We start from the raw sequence: 17,917 nt of genomic DNA on the forward strand, positions 1-17,917 counted from the left end.
GCGCTCAATTAAATAACGCTGAACATCAATAACCCTTAAGACAACTTATTATATTTGAAGCGGTTTGCGACAAAAGACCAACATAACGCGCACAATAAACCACAAATAAGCCCGATAAGGTGTGACTCTGTCGCCACTCTGGCGCCGATTAACTCTGTCACGCTTTCTGTTGCGCCAAAGTATTGCTCGTATGCCACTTTAGCAATGACCCCAACCAACAACAAATATCCTGAGTTGTAGCCTTTGCGAATGTCCATCATTGCACCAAAGGCGAATAAGCCATGCAGCATACCACTTAGGCCAACATAGGCTTTTAAGCTTGGGTAAAACAAATATAGCCCTATACCTTCAAGTAAACATAAACACACAAATAACAGCACTAGCTTTTCTGGGTGTCGTTTGTAGTGCACTTCATGTAAGAAGACAATCACCCAAAAACCTGCCAAATTCATTAATAAATGCCACAAGTTGGTATGCAGCAAATTTCCGCTGAACAAACGCCACACTTCACCTTGCGCAATATCGTCATAACGATAGCTGAAATAGTTATCTACAGGGAAAAAGGTTGGGGTCGGGACGTCAGCCGCAAACAGCATGATACAGATGACGCTGATCACCACTAAAAAATGATAATGTCCAACTGAATGTGATTGTTTGGCCAAAATTACCTCTAAACATTATCTGACGGACGAGTGTAAGCATCGGAGCATCGATAATGAATTATAGTCATAGAATGCGAGAAAGGGACATTGGAAATAATCCCTTTAAAGCAGCAATTGTTTTACAAAATGTCGATAAATATGCGTTCAATAAGAGGTGTTATGCCATCTTACTATTTAGCGAAGCCATCACAGAGTCTTGGTTTTGCAAGTAATCATCGAGTCCACGTTGGCGTAATAAGCAAGCAGGGCAGTCGCCACATCCTGTACCAACAATACCGTTATAACAAGTTAAGGTTTGTTGTTGCACTAAGGCTAATTGTTGATATTTATCTGCCAATGCCCAAGTTTCTGCTTTATTGAGCCACATTAACGGCGTAATAATCTTAAGCGGTTTATCCATTCCCAGTGCCAGAGACTGCTGCATCGATTGGATAAATTCATTGCGGCAATCTGGGTAGCCAGAAAAGTCGGTTTCACACACGCCGGTAATAATGGCATTGCAGCCTAACTGGTAAGCATAAATTCCAGCTAAGGTTAAAAACAAAATATTACGGCCTGGCACAAAGGTGTTTGGTAAGCCGTTATTCATTAACTCGTGAGATACAGGAATCGCATCACGGGTTAATGCCGATATGGCTAACTCGTTTAACAAGGTCGTATCCATGACTTTATGGCTGGCTAATTTCAGCTCAACAGCTAACGCCTTAGCCACGTCGATTTCCTGGCGATGACGTTGACCATAATCAAATGTAATGCCGTGTACTTCATCATACTGTGACAATGCTTGAATAAGGCATGTGGTCGAATCCTGGCCGCCGCTAAAAACAACTAAAGCTTTGGTGGTGTTAGGTGTGGTGTTTGACATGAATATACTCTTAACGCTCTGAACAATCGCAGTGGTTTTTTTGCCATAACAATTCAGATAAAATCAAAATCATATTTTACCTAAGGTCGGCATAAGTGCAAAGCAAGCGGCGTAAATACTTGCAGCAGGCAGTAAAATCCTCTATAAATGCCGCCCTGTTGTCTGTCTGGTGGTATTGCTGGGCGTTAAAAGTAAGGTAAATCATGAAATATCCAGTTAACGAAGTATTTGAAACAATACAAGGTGAGGGTTCTTTTACAGGCGTCCCGGCACTGTTCGTTCGCTTACAGGGTTGTCCTGTTGGGTGTGCTTGGTGTGATACTAAGCAAACTTGGGATGTATTATCTGAAAACAAAGTCAGTGCAGACCAAGTGATTCAAGTGGATGGCACTATTGGCCGTTGGGCTGATCATACCGGTACCAGCTTAATTCAAGCTTTTAAAGACAAAGGTTTTACTGCAAAGCACATTGTATTGACCGGTGGCGAACCTTGTTTATACGATTTAACTGAAATGACTGACGATTTTATTGCCGCAGGCTTTCAAGTTCAAATAGAGACCAGTGGAACCTTTGAGGTTAAGTGCCATGATGATGTGTGGGTGACCGTGTCTCCTAAAATCAACATGAAAGGCGGTTATAAAGTGCTTGAGCAAGCATTAGTTCGCGCCAACGAAATTAAACACCCTGTGGCCACAGAAAAACATGTAGATGAATTAGATGCACTGCTTAATGGCATTGATTTAACCGACAAAACCATCTGCTTACAGCCCATTAGCCAAAAAGAACGCGCTACGGCATTAGCCATGAAAGTGTGTATTGCTCGTAATTGGCGCTTATCTATTCAGACCCACAAATATCTAAATATTGATTAAGCTCGTATCATCAATTGATACTGCTTGTAAATTGATAAATCAATGCCGCGGATAATCTGCGGCATTGTTGTATTTAACCTGAGCTGAGGTGACTTACGCTATTAAAGTAACAGCCCGCTGCCATCAAAATGTTGCAGCTTTTGTCGATAATGCTCAAAGCAGCCTATGTTGGCGTCAATCCATTGTGGGTTGTAATAGGTGTCTAAATAACGCTCTCCAGCATCACAAATCAAGGTCACAATAGAGCCTGTTTCCCCTGCCTGACGCATTTGAGTAGCTAATAATAATGCCCCATATAAGTTGGTCCCTGTCGACGCGCCGGTTTTGCGGCCAATCAATTGTTCTAGCCATAAAATAGTGGCAACAGATGCAGCGTCAGGTATTTGCAACATACTGTCGACAACGCCTGCAATAAACGAAGGCTCAACTCTTGGTCTGCCAATACCTTCTATTTTACTGTTTTTATCGCTGACAATACTGGCATCGCCACTGGTAAAGTAATCAAAAAACACCGAGTTTTCAGGATCGACAACACACAATTGTGTCGTTTGTTGTTGGTAACGTATATACCGGCCAATGGTGGCACTGGTGCCGCCAGTGCCGGGACTCATCACAATCCAACTGGGGATTGGATGTGGCTCTTTTTCCATTTGATTGAAAATAGAGTCGGCAATATTGTTATTACCTCGCCAGTCGGTAGCCCGTTCAGCATAAGTAAATTGATCTAGATAATGGCCACTCAGTTCACTGGCGAGCCGCTCTGACTCGGCATACATTTGGCTTCCATTATCAACAAAGTGGCACTGACCACCATAAAACTCAATTTGTTGTATTTTCTTTTTGGCAGTCGTTTTTGGCATCACCGCAATAAAAGGCAGACCTAATAAGCGGGCAAAATAGGCTTCTGATACAGCAGTGCTGCCTGATGATGACTCAATAATCGGCGTGCCTTGTTTAATCCAGCCATTACACAGCGCATATAAAAACAATGAACGGGCTAAACGATGCTTTAAACTGCCGGTTGGGTGAGTGCTCTCATCTTTTAAATAGATGTCTATGCCAGTTAATTGAGGTAAATCTAATTTGATTAAATGCGTATCAGCAGAACGTTGGTAATCTGCTTCAATTTTAGCGATGGCCTGATTGACCCAAGTAGTTGGCATACGGCAAGCTCTTTATTCCAAAAGGGAATAGATAATAACTAAAATAAAAAGTGAAAAGTAGGCTTTTTGCTAAATAGGATATATTCGAAAAGGTGAGGCGTGTAATTGCTCAAGATAAGTAATGGCAGTTAAGTAAGGAATACATTGAAAAGAGGTGTTAAGTAGAAATCGAACAACAGAAACTGAATAAGAACAAACTAAAGGCAGGATGTAAAATGGTGGAGGGAGAAGGATTCGAACCTTCGAAGGCTGAGCCGTCAGATTTACAGTCTGATCCCTTTGGCCACTCGGGAACCCCTCCACTGCGAAAGAAGATAATAAAGAAAAGATGGTGGAGGGAGAAGGATTCGAACCTTCGAAGGCTGAGCCGTCAGATTTACAGTCTGATCCCTTTGGCCACTCGGGAACCCCTCCACACGATTGCTTTATAACTTACTTTCTTTTTACACTTTAATGCTTTTTGCTTTAGTAATCGAAACCACTAAAACGGTACATCACACAACATCGCAAATGGTGGAGGGAGAAGGATTCGAACCTTCGAAGGCTGAGCCGTCAGATTTACAGTCTGATCCCTTTGGCCACTCGGGAACCCCTCCTCAATTGCGGCCGCCATAGTATTCACAAACCCTTTGTATGTAAAGCCTAAAAATGAAAAAAAACTTAAAGTTTTGATTTATTTGGTCGATAAAATTACATCGAGTAGAAGTAGTGATGTTTTTATATGCAAATTGAGTCAACATTAGTCAATGAGTTACAAATAGGCAGCAGATTAAACGTGGCGGTTGAGCATAATCGTCGCGGAGAGTTTGGCTTACTATTGGCTATGTTATCGGCAGATGCTCGCGATATGGCGCAATTTCAGTTAGACATCGATCTCAACGTAGAACAAAAATTACGCAAACAATTCTCGATCCCACCTGCACAACGATTTGTTGATGATGTGTCAAGTGATGTTCATGTTACCGATAATGCGCCACTTTTTCAGCAAGGCGCTCGTCAATTTCAATTACAACAAGCCTTAACGCCGGAAGCACTGGTTATTCGTGGCGCACAATCTGACGCAATGGTCGAAGTGCTCAGTAATTGTGATGAACTCACAAAACGCAAAGCAATCAATGTTTACCAGCAACAAGATATTATTGAAGACATGCATTTTATTGATCAGCTCGCCACCCAGCGAAAAATAAGCCAAACCATGGCCCTTCAGTACGCTTAATAAAGTGGCCATTAAAAATGTGCGTGGCAAACACGTCACTATCATTGATTAATATGCTATTTGTGAGCTTGGCAAATAAATTAAGCAGTTCTTTGCGTTAGGATATTAAACACTAACAAGGTGTTTTAGAGGTAACGACATGATCAAGCAAATTAAACAGCAACAAGCCAGTAATGTGAATGACAGTTGTGCCGATTGTGGCAGTTTCGTTGATATTGGAGCGGTGGTCGAGGCAGAAGACACGTTATTGCAGTTAAGCTTTAGTGGTGAAGATGCATTAACAAAAGCAAATGCACTTGAACAAATCGCTTTGCAACGTTTTCCAGAGACCAAAGCTGAAATTAAGCCGTTGGCCGACCAGTATGAATTAACATTGAACTTTGCTTTTAGTGTAGAAAAAATGATTTTTCAACTCGAAAATTCATTGTAGAAGATGAGTAAAATACAAATAGTTAAATAATGCGTGACGTGTTTAGCCTTTACTATAGATTATTATTAAATCAATAGCTTAGTTGCTTTATGATACGTCACGTTTATCGTAGTTAGTGCCGACGAAATGATTGCTGTTAGCGGGTTAAAAGTGTAATCTTGCGGCATTAACAAAAGGTATAGTAGCAAACGCTTTTTTACTGCTATTTTGTACCTTATAAAGCGGATATCGCTCCCAAGTTGTACTCTGATTAATGACTGGCGCTTCATAGCGTAACAATAAAATCATTTTTAAATGATATACACCAGCAGATTTGAGTAATGTAGCCAAGTTTCGGGATGTAAATGAATCGAAAAGAACAACAGCACTTATTGGAGTTAATTGTAAATTCCAGTGCTAAACAACAAGGTAATTTTTCAGAAACCTCTGAGATGGTTTGCCAACTCTTAAGAGAGGAGTTTGACGCATCCTTTGTATCTGTGTGGTTGCTAACCAATAGCATTGATGACTCTCATACCATTGACGCCACAAACTCGGACGGTTGTTTTATTTGTTCGCACAATTTAGTGGCCAGCAACATTGCTGATACCTTAAATCATAATGCGTCACTGCGCCAAACCTCGATAATTGAACCGCAATTTTTTACCGAGCTTCGTTTACACCGCTATATATTATCGAGTGACTCTCATCAAAAAAACCTCATTCAGCAGTTTGCAAACTATTATCAACACCACAACATTAGCACTAGCATTGATATTGCCATTCGCATTAATGGCCACATTGAAGGTGTATTATCCATTGAGCACTGCCAGTCTCATAAATGGCTAAAAGCTGATATTCAATTTGCCGTGCAATGTGCAGATCAATTAGCGCTCACGTTAGCGACGCGCTACACCTATGACAGTAACGAACAAATTTATTTACTGCGAAATGCGACAGAGCAGTCAGAACATGTGGTCATGCTGGTTAATACCGACAGTAAAATTGTTGAATACGTTAACGGTGCGCATGAAAAAATGACGGGCCTTGCCAGAGAGACGATTGAACACCAAAGTGCATTGCATCTTGATATTTTCCGCACTACTCCTGAACTGTTAGATGTCATTATAAAAAAACTTCATAATAAAGAGGTTGTTAAAGGTAATATAAAGCTCAATCGTACTGATGGGAGCGAGTATTGGCTCAATTATCACATTACGCCTTTTGTGACCGAACTGGGTAAACATTATGCGCTGGTTTCAAGTTATGACAATTCAAGTGAATACCTGCATAAAGCGGAATTAGAACACCTTGCCTGGCATTGCAGTTTGACCGGATTGCATAATCGTAGCTATTTTACACAGCAACTTGATCGCGCAATAGATGGCACTCTTATTCTTATCGATTTAATGGGCTTTAAGCGTTTTAATGATACTCATGGCCATGAACAAGGCGATGCATTATTGATTGAAGTTGCCCGTCGGTTAAAGCATTTTTCATTATCAGCAAATGCCATTGATGTTGCCCGAGTTGGCAGCGATGAATACGCTATTTTATTACCTACCCATTCTGGCAATGCAGGCGATTCGATTGCCGAGCAAGAGCAAATGGTGAAACGATTGTATTTAAGTTTAGTTGCTCCAGCAGTGATTTCACGTGAGAAAGTCAGCCCTAAACCGGCTATTGCGGTTGTTGATATCAAGTCTGTGGCCGGCATGTTTTCACCGTTATCTTGTGCCGATATTACCTTGCAATATGCAAAGAGTAAGTTGGAAATGCACTATCAGTTTTTTAATGCTGATTTGTTAGATGAATTTACCAGTAATGCTGAAATAGAGCGGGATTTACAGCACGCGATTAAAGGTCGTGAGTTTGAGCTCTATTACCAACCATTAATGGATTTACAAACCAATCAATATATTGGTGCAGAAGCGCTAATTCGTTGGCATCACCCTAAAAAAGGCGTGCTGTACCCAGGCGCGTTCATCGATATTGCCGAGCAAAGCGGAATGATAAATCCTATCGGTGAGTGGGTATTAGAAACGGCCTGTAAACAGCTTAACTTATGGCAACATAAAAACGTCGATATTGCGATGCACGTTAACGTAGCTGCAAGACAATTTTTTAGCGGTAATTTGTACGAGCAAGTGTGGCGACTAGTGACGCGCTATCGCATCAAACCCAAAACATTAATTTTAGAAATCACTGAAACTGAGTTAATGGGTGATGTTCGTTATGCAATTAACTTATGCCATGAACTAGCGGAATTAGGTGTAGGCTTGGCGATTGATGATTTTGGTACGGGTTACAGTTCCATGAAGTATTTGAAACAGTTCCCTATATCGAAACTTAAAATTGATCGCTCATTTATTATGGATATTTCATCGAGCCGAGAAAGCCGTGAAATTGTCAGTGCGATTATTGCAATGGCGAAAGCATTGAATATCTCATTGACTGCCGAAGGCGTTGAAACAAAAGAGCAAGAAGAGTTTTTATCCCTAAGTGGCTGTCATCATGCCCAGGGATACTTGTACAGCCCAGCGATAAGGGTGAACGAGTTTGCGGAGTTTATCGATAAACACAGCACTTGGGTGCCTGTATAATATTAATGAGTTAGCTTAGCGCAACACTGTTTAAATTTACGGCCACTGTGGCAAATACAGGGCTCATTTCTTTCAGGGGCGCGCGTAGTCATTTGTTTTCCTTCTGTGTAAAGCCATTGCCCCTCACATAACACAAACGATGAGTTTTCGTAAATGGCATCGATGTGCTTATCTTCTATATACCATGCTTTAAATGTCACTTCTCCAATACGGTCTAGCTGTTTTGTTGCCAGTACTTGTAATCCTAACCAGTGAGTATTGCTTTGGGCTAACTGATCTACCGTTAACCCTTGGCGATAATCTGGGTGATGTGTCGAGATTAAATAATCAAACTGACCGACAACAAAAGCACAATAACGTGAACGCATAAGTTGTTGTGGTGACTGAGCCACTTTTTCAGCCGAATGTAAGGGTAAACAACATTGCTGATAATAGGTTTGGCTGCCGCAAGGGCATAAATCTGTTGCGGTGATATTGATTGCCATTATGGTGTTGTACTCGGCTCTGTAGGAGTAGAGGTGATAAATTGACGGCCATAATACAAATTAGGCACAGGCTTCGCATCATAATAAAGTTTTGCAGTAGCATGGGTATTTGAGTCAACACTGATCAACCATTTCCCGCTACTGTCTTTCGCTGAAACCGTAACAAATTTACCCGCAAATTCACTCACTGGTTCACCCGAGTCAGCACCAGGATGAAAGCGCACTAAATAATAACCTATGTCGGTTGCGCTATTTTTGTCACTGTGGCGTACAAGTACCCTGAAGTCGACTTCTAATGAAGCTTGTTTGCGCTTTATTTTATCAAAAAATCGCGTGTACAAATTGAGGATATTTTGTTTACCCAGAATAATCCCTTTGTCTTGGGTTTCAGAAACGTAGGCTGCATCTTCAGTATAAATTTTCTCTATGCTGTTGAGGTCTAAATGTTCAAATGCATGCACTAATTGGCTAAAGTTAGCATTGAGTGCTTTGTGAGGAATAGGCTCTGCTGCAGCCGCGTTAAGCGTTGAAATACACAAACACATTGTAAGGATAAAATAAGCTAAGACTGATGTGTTAAAACGTAACAATATTTTTTTCAATGCATATTCTCTTTTTGATATTCTTTTTTAAGAGGAAACGAAACCCATCACGCGATACCGTAAGCACAACTATAAATTATTCAATGATTTTGCCAAAGCGCATAATCTTTACAAAGTATGTAGGAGGTTAACCATGTCTTTTAATGATGATGATTTATTTTTACAAGAAATGGCCGACGTTACCCCCTTAAAACCTGAGCGCCAAAGCATTGCGGCGCAAACATGGCTTAATCCATTAAGTGTAACAGATGCTCAACTTGCAAAGCGAGCGGCTGCACAACAACATGAATTGTTACAGTTATTACCGACCGATCCACATTTAATACAGCCACTGCAACCAGATGACATGGTCAGTTATAAAATTGACGGCATTCAAGACGAAGTGTTTAAACAATTAAGGTTGGGAAAATATCCGATTAAAACAGTGTTAGATCTTCATGAATATCGGCTAAACCAAGCGCGCGACAGTATGATTAATTGTTTGTTGAGTGCCTATGAGCGTGGTGAGCGCAATGTGTTGATCATTCATGGTAAGGGGTATAAAACTAGACCCTATCCGGCGTTAATGAAATCAGCGGTGTGTCACTGGTTACAGCAAATAGAACCCGTTACCGCTTATCATTCAGCGACACGTAATCAAGGTGGGGTAGGTGCGGTATTTGTGATGCTAAAAAAATCACAGCAAAAGAAGATTGAAAATAGCGAGTTAAACCGAAAAGGTAGCGGCTTTAGATAAAAAAGTGGCGCTTTTCAGCGCCACTTTGTTGATTTATCTCAGCATCACACTCAAGTATGGGCCGAGTGATTAATCAAGGTTTATCTGAGTATTACCAGCCACATTGACGGTTAGCTTCCGAGTTTTGCTCATCAAGCCACACTTGTAATGGCGCAAAGTAATCTAATACTGCTTTTGCGTCCATTTGCTTCGTGCCGGTGACAACATTAAGGGCTTCAGGCCAGGGTTGGCTTGCACCCATTTCAAGCATCTCATTCAATTTAGCTCCGGCCGCTTCGTTACCATAAATACTGCAACGATGAACGGGACCCGTATCGCCCGCAATATCACACAAAGCTTTGTGGAATTGGAACTGCAATACGTGGGCTAAAAAGTAACGCGTGTACGGTACGTTGCCCGGTACATGATATTTAGCACCTGGATCAAAATCGGCTTCACTGCGTGCAATAGGGGCTTTAACGCCCTGGTATTTTTCACGTAAATCCCACCAGGCCTGGTTGTACTGTTCGGGTTTAATCGTGCCATTAAATACCTGCCAACGCCATTGATCAATCATCAAGCCAAATGGCATAAATGCAATTTTATCTAAGGCTTGTTTTAATAGTAAGCCAATGTCTTTTGAGGCATCTGGCACTGTGTCTAATAAGCCAATTTTTTGTAAATACTTAGGGGTAATCGACAACGCAATCGTATCGCCAATGGCTTCGTGAAAACCATCGTTAGCAGAGTTTTTAAAGATAAACGGCTGGTTTTTATAAGCACGTTGATAAAAATTATGACCTAACTCATGGTGGATTACGGTAAAGTCTTCGGCATTTTTCTGAATGCACATTTTGATGCGAATGTCGTCCAGATTGTCCAAATCCCAGGCCGATGCATGGCACACTACGTCACGATCTTGTGGTTGGACAAACATCGAGCGAGTCCAGAAGCTGTCTGGCAAAGCACCAAACCCTAAAGAGGTAAAGAAGCCTTCAGCTTGCTTAACCATTTTGATTTCGTCATAACCATTCTTGGCCAATAGCTCTGTCACGTTATAACCTGGGTCAGCATCTTCTGGTGCCACACTGTTATAAATGGTGCCCCATTGTTGTGCCCACATATTACCGAGTAAATGTGCTGGAATAGGGCCGGTTTTAGGGGCAACTTCATCACCGTATTGTTCGTTTAACTCACCACGAACATAACAGTGCAACGAATCATATAATGGTTTTATTTGGGTCCATAAGCGGTCTAACTCGGCTGAAAAAGCATCGGGCTCCATGTCGTACTGGCTGCGCCACAATTCAGATAAATCCGCATAGCCAAGATCTTTTGCGCCTTCATTGGCGAGTTCGACTTCACGCTCAAATAACGGGCGCATTGGCTTCGCGATCTCGCGCCAGCCTTGCCACGCTTCAAGAAGCACGGCAGGGTCTTTGGACTCAGCCATAAGATTAGACAGCTCAGGCTGAGTTAAGCAGCGACCATCAGCAAAGCAATATTTACCTTTGCCATACATGCCATTAAGTTCAGACACAATACTGGCCAGCTCAGCGTTTTTGGCCGGATCTAATGGCGCGGGTAGCACTAGGCTACTGCGCAGGCTATTCAGTTTTCTGGCATTCACCGCATCGAGTTCAACATGCGCATACTTGGCTGCTTCAGTGGCATAACGTACCGACGTTGAGGTGACTTTTTCACCCATGGCGGCAGACAATGCTGCGGTATCATCGGTAATAAAGTTGGAGTAAATCCATTCAGCACGATTGGCTTCAACATTTAGGCTTGCTAAGTCGGCTTCGGCTTGATTAATAAATTCAATCGCAGCAGCACTATCAATTTGTTCTACTTTAGCTGCCGGTGCGTTAACAGTTGCTTGAGTGTCATTACAGGCACTAAGGCCTAACGCGAGTGACACAATAAGTGCAATTTGAGACGGTTGTTTTAAAGGGAAGTTCATTTTATTGGCATCCTTGTTTTTCTTATCGACGCCAGTGTACCGAAAAACAGCAAACTTTGCATGAAAGTTAATAATCTGGTGCAGTTGTTAAGTTTTTTGTTGTCCGGTTTTATCTATAAAGCAAATAATTTCAATTGACATCTGTGCGCTCAATGATTAATTTAAACGGGTGTTTAAATTAAATTGGGTCATGGAATGGCAAGCCGTACTGATACAAAAACAAGAATACTTGATGCAGCTGAAAAGTTGTTTGCTGAGAGGGGTTTTTCTGAAACTTCGTTACGACTGATCACCAGTAAAGCCGAAGTCAATTTGGCGTCGGTCAATTACCATTTTGGTTCTAAAAAAGAATTAATCCGTGCAGTATTAGCACGCTACCTTGACGTGTTTATGCCAAGTGCAGCCATTGAGATAAATCGTTTACATCATGCGCCTGAACACGCTTCACTAAACGAGATTTTTTCTGCTTTAATTAAACCGTTACTAGAATTAAATAAAGTGCGTAATGGCGGAACAATTATTTTTCTGCAGTTGCTCGGTCGTGGCTACATAGAAAGCCAAGGTCATTTACGCTGGTTTATCACCACACATTATGGTGAGCACTTAGCTACATTTGTTAAAGCTGTTGCGGCAAGTGCGCCGCACATTCCGCCAGCAGAAATGTTTTGGCGTTTACATTTTACCTTGGGAACCATTGTGTTCACCATGGCATCAGCAGATGCATTAAATGAAATTGCCGCAGCCGATTATGGTGAGCATAACAACACTGAAGCAATTATTCGTAAAGTCATTCCCTACATGGCAGCCGGTGTGGCTGTCCCTGTGTTAACAAACTAAGAAGGTATAAAATGAGTATCGTCATATTGCTACTTATCGCGATCATTGTCCTCTTTGGCGTACGTAATATCCGCATGCAGTTTATTACGCGTCCGGTATTTTCGTTCTTCAAAAAAGTGTTGCCACCTTTGTCGAGCACCGAGAAAGAAGCAATGGAAGCGGGCGACGTGTGGTGGGAAGGTGAATTATTCCGCGGTAAGCCGAACTGGAATATGTTACACAGTTACGGTAAGCCAACATTAACGGCAGAGGAACAAGATTTTATCGATAATCAAGTTCAAACCGCCCTCACCATGATTGACGATTTCGATATCGTTCATAATCGTAAAGATTTGCCACCAGAATTGTGGCAATACTTTAAAGACGAAGGCTTCTTTGCGTTAATCATCCCGAAAAAATACGGCGGGCGCGAGTTTTCTGCTTATGCTAACTCAACGATTGTGGCCAAAATTGCTACACGCAGTGTGAGTGCCGCAGTAACGGTAATGGTACCTAACTCGTTAGGCCCTGGTGAGTTATTGACGCATTATGGTACTCAAGAGCAAAAAGATCATTGGTTACCGTCTCTTGCTGTCGGTAAAGATATTCCTTGTTTTGCGTTAACCGGTCCAGAAGCGGGCAGTGATGCTGGCGCAATCCCTGATGTGGGTATTGTGTGTCGTCGTGAATTTGAAGGCGAAGAAACGTTAGGTTTAAGCCTTACGTGGAACAAGCGTTACATTACCCTTGCACCCGTTGCAACAGTATTAGGTTTAGCGTTCCAAATGCGTGACCCTGATGGTTTATTGGGCGATGTTAAAAACTTAGGTATTACCTGTGCCTTGATCCCAACCGATCATAAAGGCGTAGAAATTGGCCGTCGTCATAATCCATTAATGATGGCATTTATGAACGGCACCACGAGCGGCGAAGATGTCTTTATCCCGTTAGATTGGATTATTGGTGGCCCTCAATATGCTGGTAAAGGCTGGCGTATGCTGGTTGAATGTTTGTCTGCTGGGCGCGGTATTTCATTACCTGCACTTGCAACAGCATCTGGCCACGTGGCCACTAAAACGACCACAGCTTACAGTTATGTTCGTCAACAGTTTGGTATGCCAATTGGTAATTTTGAAGGCGTACAAGAAGCGATGGCACGTATTATTGCCAATACCTATCAACTTGAAGCAGCACGTCGTTTAACGACCCAAGGTATCGACTTAAAAGTAAAACCGTCAGTCGTCACCGCTATTGCAAAGTATCACATGACTGAACTGGGTCGTGATGTGCTTGAAGATGCAATGGACATTCAATCTGGTAAAGGCATTCAATTAGGCCCTAAAAACTATTTAGGCCATGCATTTATGGCTAATCCAATCTCAATTACCGTTGAAGGTGCAAATATTCTAACGCGTTCATTGATGATTTTTGGTCAAGGTGCAACCCGTTGTCATCCGTATGTGTTGGCTGAAATGGAAGCCGCGGGCATGGAAGATGAAACATCGGCACTAGATCGTTTCGATTCATTACTACTTGGCCACATGGGTTATGCCATCGGTAACGCATTACGCTCTTTGGGTAGCGCGTTAACCGGCAGTCGTTTTGCCAGTGCGCCAGTAAGCGGACCCACTCAGCAATATTACCGCGACATGACACGTATTTCGTCATCACTTGCGATTATGACTGACTTATCAATGTTGATCATGGGCGGCGACCTTAAGCGTAAAGAAATGATTTCTGCACGTATGGGCGACGTATTGAGTCAACTATATTTAGCCTCAGCCACGTTGAAGTTATTTGAAGACAATGGCCGTCAACAAGATGATTTGCCTGCTGTGCATTACGCTATGACTGAGCGTTTACACTTAGCGGCTAAAGCACTTGACGATGCGATACGTAATTTCCCAAGTAAAATTGCTGCGGTACTATTACGAGTGTTGATTTTCCCACTGGGTAATCACTTTAACGCACCAAGCGACAAAGTTGCGGTTGAGGTGTGTAAAGGCATGCTTAAGCCAGGACCTGCACGTGACCGTATTACCTTCCTGTGTGGTGAGTTCGACGGTGACACCAGCGGTATTGCTGAAGTGGAAAATGCATTCCTAGCCAAATATGCAGCGAAAGATTTGTACAAGAAGCTTAAAAAAGCACAACGCAGTGGTCACTTAAAGCCTAAGTTACCGATGCTTGAGCTGTTTGATGTGGCGCTTGATAAAGACATCATTACAGAAGCTGAACACAAACAACTTGTAGAAGCCGATGTACTGCGTTTAGCCGCAATCAATGTTAATGATTTCGACAAGTTATAATTGCTTTGAGATATAACATGATTTAACACTAAAGCCCTGACTCAGTCGGGGCTTTTTTATACCTTGAGTTTAGGTAGGATATCAATCACGGCATCTCATCACGATGAGTGAGTCGAGTGCGATATCTTATACCAATTCCACTCATTATCTGGTCATTCAGCGGGAGTTCTGTGTCTTCTAGGCAAGTAATAGGATTGAAGGCATAGTTGCTCTCGGCAACTGCTACTTCGTTACTCTACCTCCTGCATCCATGCAGTAGTAACTCAAAATGCTATTAAGCAGCATAGAAGGCACAGAAACCCGCCTTGCAGGAGACACTCAGACCGTTCATTTCTTTGTTGCATTGTCTTAGAAGGGAATACCATTATTTCAACAATGCGTCTTAAACTAAACAATCTGAGTGACTCTGATTAGCCACATAATTAATGGAAATGGTATTACTTTAGTGGTCACTTATTAATGCGGATGGGTATTCATTCTGGCAATAAAAAAGCCAACCACGAGGTTGGCTTTAACATTATTGACTCAGCAGGTGGTTTAGCTGGCTGCGAGGGTCATATTGAGCGAGTTATGCAACAATCAACACTTTACAAGTGTTAGTGCCACCGATGGTTTCCATCGCATCGCCTTTGGTCATCAGTACCATGTCACCACTTGATAAGTAACCAGCCTTAACCATGCAGTTCAATGCTTCTTTCGCTAATTCGTCAGCAGGGAAAGCCGTTGAGTCAAACTCAATTGGCTGAACACCACGATACATCGCCATGCTGGCTAATGTTTTCTGATGACGTGATAAAGCAAAAATCGGTAAGCCAGAACTGATACGTGACATTAATTTTGCCGTTGCGCCAGATTCTGTTAACGAAATAATCGCTTTCACGCCAGCTAGGTGGTTAGCGGCATACATAGTTGATAATGCGATTGTTTCTTCAACTGATGAGAAGCTTTGATCCATACGGTGCTTAGACACTTTCACGCTTGGGTGTGATTCTGCACCTAAACAAACGTTAGCCATTGCCATTACGGTTTCTTCTGGGAAGTCACCAGCAGCAGTTTCAGCTGATAGCATAACAGCGTCAGTACCATCTAATACCGCGTTAGCCACGTCCATCACTTCTGCACGGGTTGGCATTGGGCTAGTGATCATTGATTCCATCATCTGCGTTGCAGTAATAACGGCTTTGTTTAACTGGCGCGAACGTTGAATTAAACGCTTTTGCACTGCAACTAACGCAGCATCGCCAATTTCAACACCCAAATCACCACGGGCAACCATCACCACGTCAGATGCTCTGATCACATCATCCATCGCTTCATCAGTTTCTACGGCTTCAGCACGTTCAACTTTAGCAACGATTAATGCATAACTGCCTGCTTCTACAGCAAGTTTACGTGCAAGGTCTAAATCAGCACCAGTACGTGGGAACGATACAGCTAAGTAGTCAACATCAATCATCGCAGCCGTTTTAATGTCTGCCATGTCTTTTTCAGTCAACGCAGGAGCAGTTAAGCCGCCGCCTTTTTTGTTGATGCCTTTGTTATTAGACAAAGGACCTGCAACGGTCACAGTGGTAAAGACTTTACGGCCTTCTACACTGTCAACACGTAATTGCACGCGGCCATCATCAAGCATCAAGATATCACCAATCACAACATCATCTGGAAGTTGCTTATAATCAATACCCACTTGTTTATCGTCGCCTTCACCTTTGCCTAAATCAGCATCAAGGATAAATTTATCGCCCAAGTTAAGTTTAATTTTTTGGTTGTCTTTAAACGTAGATATGCGGATTTTTGGGCCCTGTAGATCACCAAGAATAGCAACATGTTTGCCTAATTCTTTAGCGATTCTACGTGTATCTGTAGCACGTTTTAAATGATCTTCTGGTGAACCGTGTGAGAAGTTAAGTCTAACCACGTTAGCACCGGCTGCGATAATTTTACGTAAATTGTCATCGCGGTCAGTTGCGGGTCCAAGTGTAGTAACGATTTTTGTTCTGCGGAACATGAGATACTCCGTTAATGATAAGTAAGATTTTGAGTTAAATAGAATTCGGTTATTTAAAGTACACAAGCTATCTTAGTACTTAAATGATGTAACTATATTAACAGACATTCTTAATTAATGTAGTAAAGTTACAAACAAAAAAACGACTTTTACGGTGTACTTTATGTGACATATAAGTGATTTTTACAATAAAAAAGGCCAATCGGGATCACCCGTTTGGCCTTTAGTGTCTTTTAAGTACTGATGTTAGATTACAAACTCGGGATCAAAACTTAATTTATTGTGTAATTATTTAACAGTTCGGGTAACAAATCGCCGTTAAATGGTGAGATCTTTATTCACGCGAGACTCTTTTAAGACTTCTTTAACCCGTTTTAGGTTTTCACGGAATCTTGGTCCACGGCGCAAGGTAAAGCCAGTAGCCAGTACATCGATTGTCACTAACTGTGCTAAACGAGACGCCATTGGTAAGTACATGTCGGTGTCTTCTGGTACTTCCATGGTGACAGGCAACGTACACTCTAATGATAATGGCGAGTTACGGGCGGTAATACCAATCACCGCGGCGCCATTTTCACGAGCAATGCGCGCTATTTCGATTAATGATTTGGTGCGTCCAGTGTGAGATATCAACACGACTACATCGCCTTCATTACAGTTAATACAGCTCATACGTTGCATTAACACATCATCGAAACAAATTACTGGTACATTAAAACGGAAGAACTTGTTTTGGGCATCGTGGGCAACAGAAGAGGAAGCACCAAGGCCAAAAAACGAAATAGTCTTGGCTTGCGTCAATACATCAACGGCTTTATTGATGGCCGCTGTATCAAGACTTTGACGTGCGGTATCGAGCGATGCCATTGAAGATTCGAAGATTTTTGTTGTATAAGAGTCTGTAGAGTCGTCTTCTTCAACATGTCGACTAACATAAGGTGTGCCGTTAGCAAGACTTTGTGCCAAATGTAACTTAAAATCAGGGAAGCCTTTAGTATCTAGGCGACGGCAAAAGCGGTTAACGGTAGGCTCACTCACATCAGCCATTTTGGCTAACGTTGCGATACTAGAATGTATAGCTGTTTGCGGTGAGGCTAATATGACTTCGGCAACTTTACGTTCCGATTTACTAAATTGGGTAAGGCTTTTTTGAACCTTTTCTAGGGTATTCATAAGCAAGCATCCGCTAAAAAGTAGCTAAGTAGTAGGTTATGTAGTTTTATACCATA

Annotated in this window: 15 protein-coding genes and 3 tRNA genes; 7 read left to right on the forward strand and 11 right to left on the reverse strand. The window is 42.1% G+C overall.

The features are described from left to right. Positions 1-35: 35 nt before the first annotated feature. On the reverse strand, positions 36-596 hold the full coding sequence (gene rrtA / locus AC19MX_RS07055) for a rhombosortase (RefSeq protein ID WP_498297515.1): 561 nt from the start codon (positions 594-596) through the stop codon (positions 36-38). A 223-nt stretch (positions 597-819) separates the two neighbouring features. Beyond that, complete coding sequence (queC, locus tag AC19MX_RS07060; protein WP_432403196.1) at positions 820-1,527, reverse strand: 7-cyano-7-deazaguanine synthase QueC; 708 nt, start codon at positions 1,525-1,527, stop codon at positions 820-822. 203 nt (positions 1,528-1,730) lie between these two features. On the opposite strand from queC, the gene queE reads away from it, so the two are divergent. After that, a complete protein-coding gene (queE, locus tag AC19MX_RS07065; protein WP_432403198.1) occupies positions 1,731-2,399 on the forward strand; it encodes a 7-carboxy-7-deazaguanine synthase QueE in 669 nt (222 codons plus the stop codon). 101 nt (positions 2,400-2,500) lie between these two features. On the opposite strand, the gene AC19MX_RS07070 is transcribed toward queE, so the two are convergent. The 4 genes from AC19MX_RS07070 to AC19MX_RS07085 form a co-directional block, all read right to left on the reverse strand. Then, positions 2,501-3,562, reverse strand: a complete 1,062-nt coding sequence (locus tag AC19MX_RS07070; protein WP_432403200.1) for a PLP-dependent cysteine synthase family protein — start codon at positions 3,560-3,562, stop codon at positions 2,501-2,503. Between the two features lie 216 nt (positions 3,563-3,778). Beyond that, positions 3,779-3,863 (reverse strand) — tRNA-Tyr (locus AC19MX_RS07075). A gap of 28 nt (positions 3,864-3,891) precedes the next feature. Next, positions 3,892-3,976 (reverse strand) — tRNA-Tyr (locus AC19MX_RS07080). Between the two features lie 97 nt (positions 3,977-4,073). Further along, positions 4,074-4,158: transfer RNA gene (locus AC19MX_RS07085), tRNA-Tyr, on the reverse strand. Between the two features lie 125 nt (positions 4,159-4,283). On the opposite strand from AC19MX_RS07085, the gene AC19MX_RS07090 reads away from it, so the two are divergent. The 3 genes from AC19MX_RS07090 (at position 4,284) to AC19MX_RS07100 (ending at position 7,790) form a co-directional block, all read left to right on the forward strand. After that, positions 4,284-4,778, forward strand: a complete 495-nt coding sequence (locus AC19MX_RS07090) for a VC2046/SO_2500 family protein (RefSeq protein WP_498297303.1) — start codon at positions 4,284-4,286, stop codon at positions 4,776-4,778. Between the two features lie 139 nt (positions 4,779-4,917). Then, positions 4,918-5,208 carry a DUF406 family protein gene (locus AC19MX_RS07095; protein WP_498297305.1) on the forward strand — a complete coding sequence of 97 codons (291 nt, stop codon included), beginning with the start codon at positions 4,918-4,920 and terminating at the stop codon, positions 5,206-5,208. 344 nt (positions 5,209-5,552) lie between these two features. Beyond that, positions 5,553-7,790: a sensor domain-containing phosphodiesterase gene (locus tag AC19MX_RS07100; RefSeq protein WP_498297307.1), complete on the forward strand. Its 2,238-nt coding sequence runs from the start codon at positions 5,553-5,555 to the stop codon at positions 7,788-7,790. 2 nt (positions 7,791-7,792) lie between these two features. On the opposite strand, the gene AC19MX_RS07105 is transcribed toward AC19MX_RS07100, so the two are convergent. Further along, positions 7,793-8,275 (reverse strand): YchJ family protein, encoded by a 483-nt coding sequence (locus tag AC19MX_RS07105; protein ID WP_498297308.1) that lies wholly within the window; start codon positions 8,273-8,275, stop codon positions 7,793-7,795. Continuing rightward, positions 8,275-8,877 (reverse strand): YybH family protein, encoded by a 603-nt coding sequence (locus AC19MX_RS07110; protein ID WP_432403212.1) that lies wholly within the window; start codon positions 8,875-8,877, stop codon positions 8,275-8,277. Before AC19MX_RS07110 ends, AC19MX_RS07105 begins: the two co-directional genes overlap by 1 nt. 133 nt (positions 8,878-9,010) lie before the next feature. On the opposite strand from AC19MX_RS07110, the gene smrA reads away from it, so the two are divergent. After that, positions 9,011-9,613 carry a DNA endonuclease SmrA gene (gene smrA, locus AC19MX_RS07115; RefSeq protein WP_498297310.1) on the forward strand — a complete coding sequence of 201 codons (603 nt, stop codon included), beginning with the start codon at positions 9,011-9,013 and terminating at the stop codon, positions 9,611-9,613. 91 nt (positions 9,614-9,704) lie between these two features. Here smrA and AC19MX_RS07120 read toward each other — a convergent pair whose 3' ends face one another. Continuing rightward, positions 9,705-11,555 (reverse strand): M2 family metallopeptidase, encoded by a 1,851-nt coding sequence (locus AC19MX_RS07120; RefSeq protein ID WP_498297312.1) that lies wholly within the window; start codon positions 11,553-11,555, stop codon positions 9,705-9,707. Positions 11,556-11,750: 195 nt separating this feature from the next. Between AC19MX_RS07120 and psrA the strand changes: the two genes are divergently transcribed. Together psrA and AC19MX_RS07130 are read left to right on the forward strand one after the other, a co-directional pair. Then, entirely contained in the window at positions 11,751-12,392 is a 642-nt protein-coding gene (gene psrA, locus AC19MX_RS07125) for a TetR family transcriptional repressor PsrA (protein WP_160052423.1), read from the forward strand. A gap of 11 nt (positions 12,393-12,403) precedes the next feature. Beyond that, entirely contained in the window at positions 12,404-14,680 is a 2,277-nt protein-coding gene (locus AC19MX_RS07130) for an acyl-CoA dehydrogenase (RefSeq protein ID WP_432403219.1), read from the forward strand. A 568-nt stretch (positions 14,681-15,248) separates the two neighbouring features. Here the strand turns inward: AC19MX_RS07130 and pyk are convergent. Together pyk and AC19MX_RS07140 are read right to left on the reverse strand one after the other, a co-directional pair. Then, a complete protein-coding gene (gene pyk, locus AC19MX_RS07135; protein ID WP_432403221.1) occupies positions 15,249-16,688 on the reverse strand; it encodes a pyruvate kinase in 1,440 nt (479 codons plus the stop codon). Positions 16,689-17,006: 318 nt separating this feature from the next. Continuing rightward, positions 17,007-17,861, reverse strand: a complete 855-nt coding sequence (locus AC19MX_RS07140; RefSeq protein ID WP_498297314.1) for a MurR/RpiR family transcriptional regulator — start codon at positions 17,859-17,861, stop codon at positions 17,007-17,009. Positions 17,862-17,917 lie beyond the last annotated feature (56 nt).

The sequence above is a fragment of the Shewanella sp. MF05956 genome, from assembly GCF_059758055.1.

Bases quoted from the DNA above. Each gene is read 5' to 3' on its own strand.
- rrtA (WP_498297515.1), bottom strand. From the start codon at position 596: ATGCTGTTTGCGGCTGACGTCCCGACCCCAACCTTTTTCCCTGTAGAT.
- queC (WP_432403196.1), bottom strand. From the start codon at position 1,527: ATGTCAAACACCACACCTAACACCACCAAAGCTTTAGTTGTTTTTAGC.
- queE (WP_432403198.1), top strand. From the start codon at position 1,731: ATGAAATATCCAGTTAACGAAGTATTTGAAACAATACAAGGTGAGGGT.
- AC19MX_RS07070 (WP_432403200.1), bottom strand. From the start codon at position 3,562: ATGCCAACTACTTGGGTCAATCAGGCCATCGCTAAAATTGAAGCAGAT.
- AC19MX_RS07090 (WP_498297303.1), top strand. From the start codon at position 4,284: ATGCAAATTGAGTCAACATTAGTCAATGAGTTACAAATAGGCAGCAGA.
- AC19MX_RS07095 (WP_498297305.1), top strand. From the start codon at position 4,918: ATGATCAAGCAAATTAAACAGCAACAAGCCAGTAATGTGAATGACAGT.
- AC19MX_RS07100 (WP_498297307.1), top strand. From the start codon at position 5,553: ATGAATCGAAAAGAACAACAGCACTTATTGGAGTTAATTGTAAATTCC.
- AC19MX_RS07105 (WP_498297308.1), bottom strand. From the start codon at position 8,275: ATGGCAATCAATATCACCGCAACAGATTTATGCCCTTGCGGCAGCCAA.
- smrA (WP_498297310.1), top strand. From the start codon at position 9,011: ATGTCTTTTAATGATGATGATTTATTTTTACAAGAAATGGCCGACGTT.
- AC19MX_RS07120 (WP_498297312.1), bottom strand. From the start codon at position 11,555: ATGAACTTCCCTTTAAAACAACCGTCTCAAATTGCACTTATTGTGTCA.
- psrA (WP_160052423.1), top strand. From the start codon at position 11,751: ATGGCAAGCCGTACTGATACAAAAACAAGAATACTTGATGCAGCTGAA.
- AC19MX_RS07130 (WP_432403219.1), top strand. From the start codon at position 12,404: ATGAGTATCGTCATATTGCTACTTATCGCGATCATTGTCCTCTTTGGC.
- pyk (WP_432403221.1), bottom strand. From the start codon at position 16,688: ATGTTCCGCAGAACAAAAATCGTTACTACACTTGGACCCGCAACTGAC.
- AC19MX_RS07140 (WP_498297314.1), bottom strand. From the start codon at position 17,861: ATGAATACCCTAGAAAAGGTTCAAAAAAGCCTTACCCAATTTAGTAAA.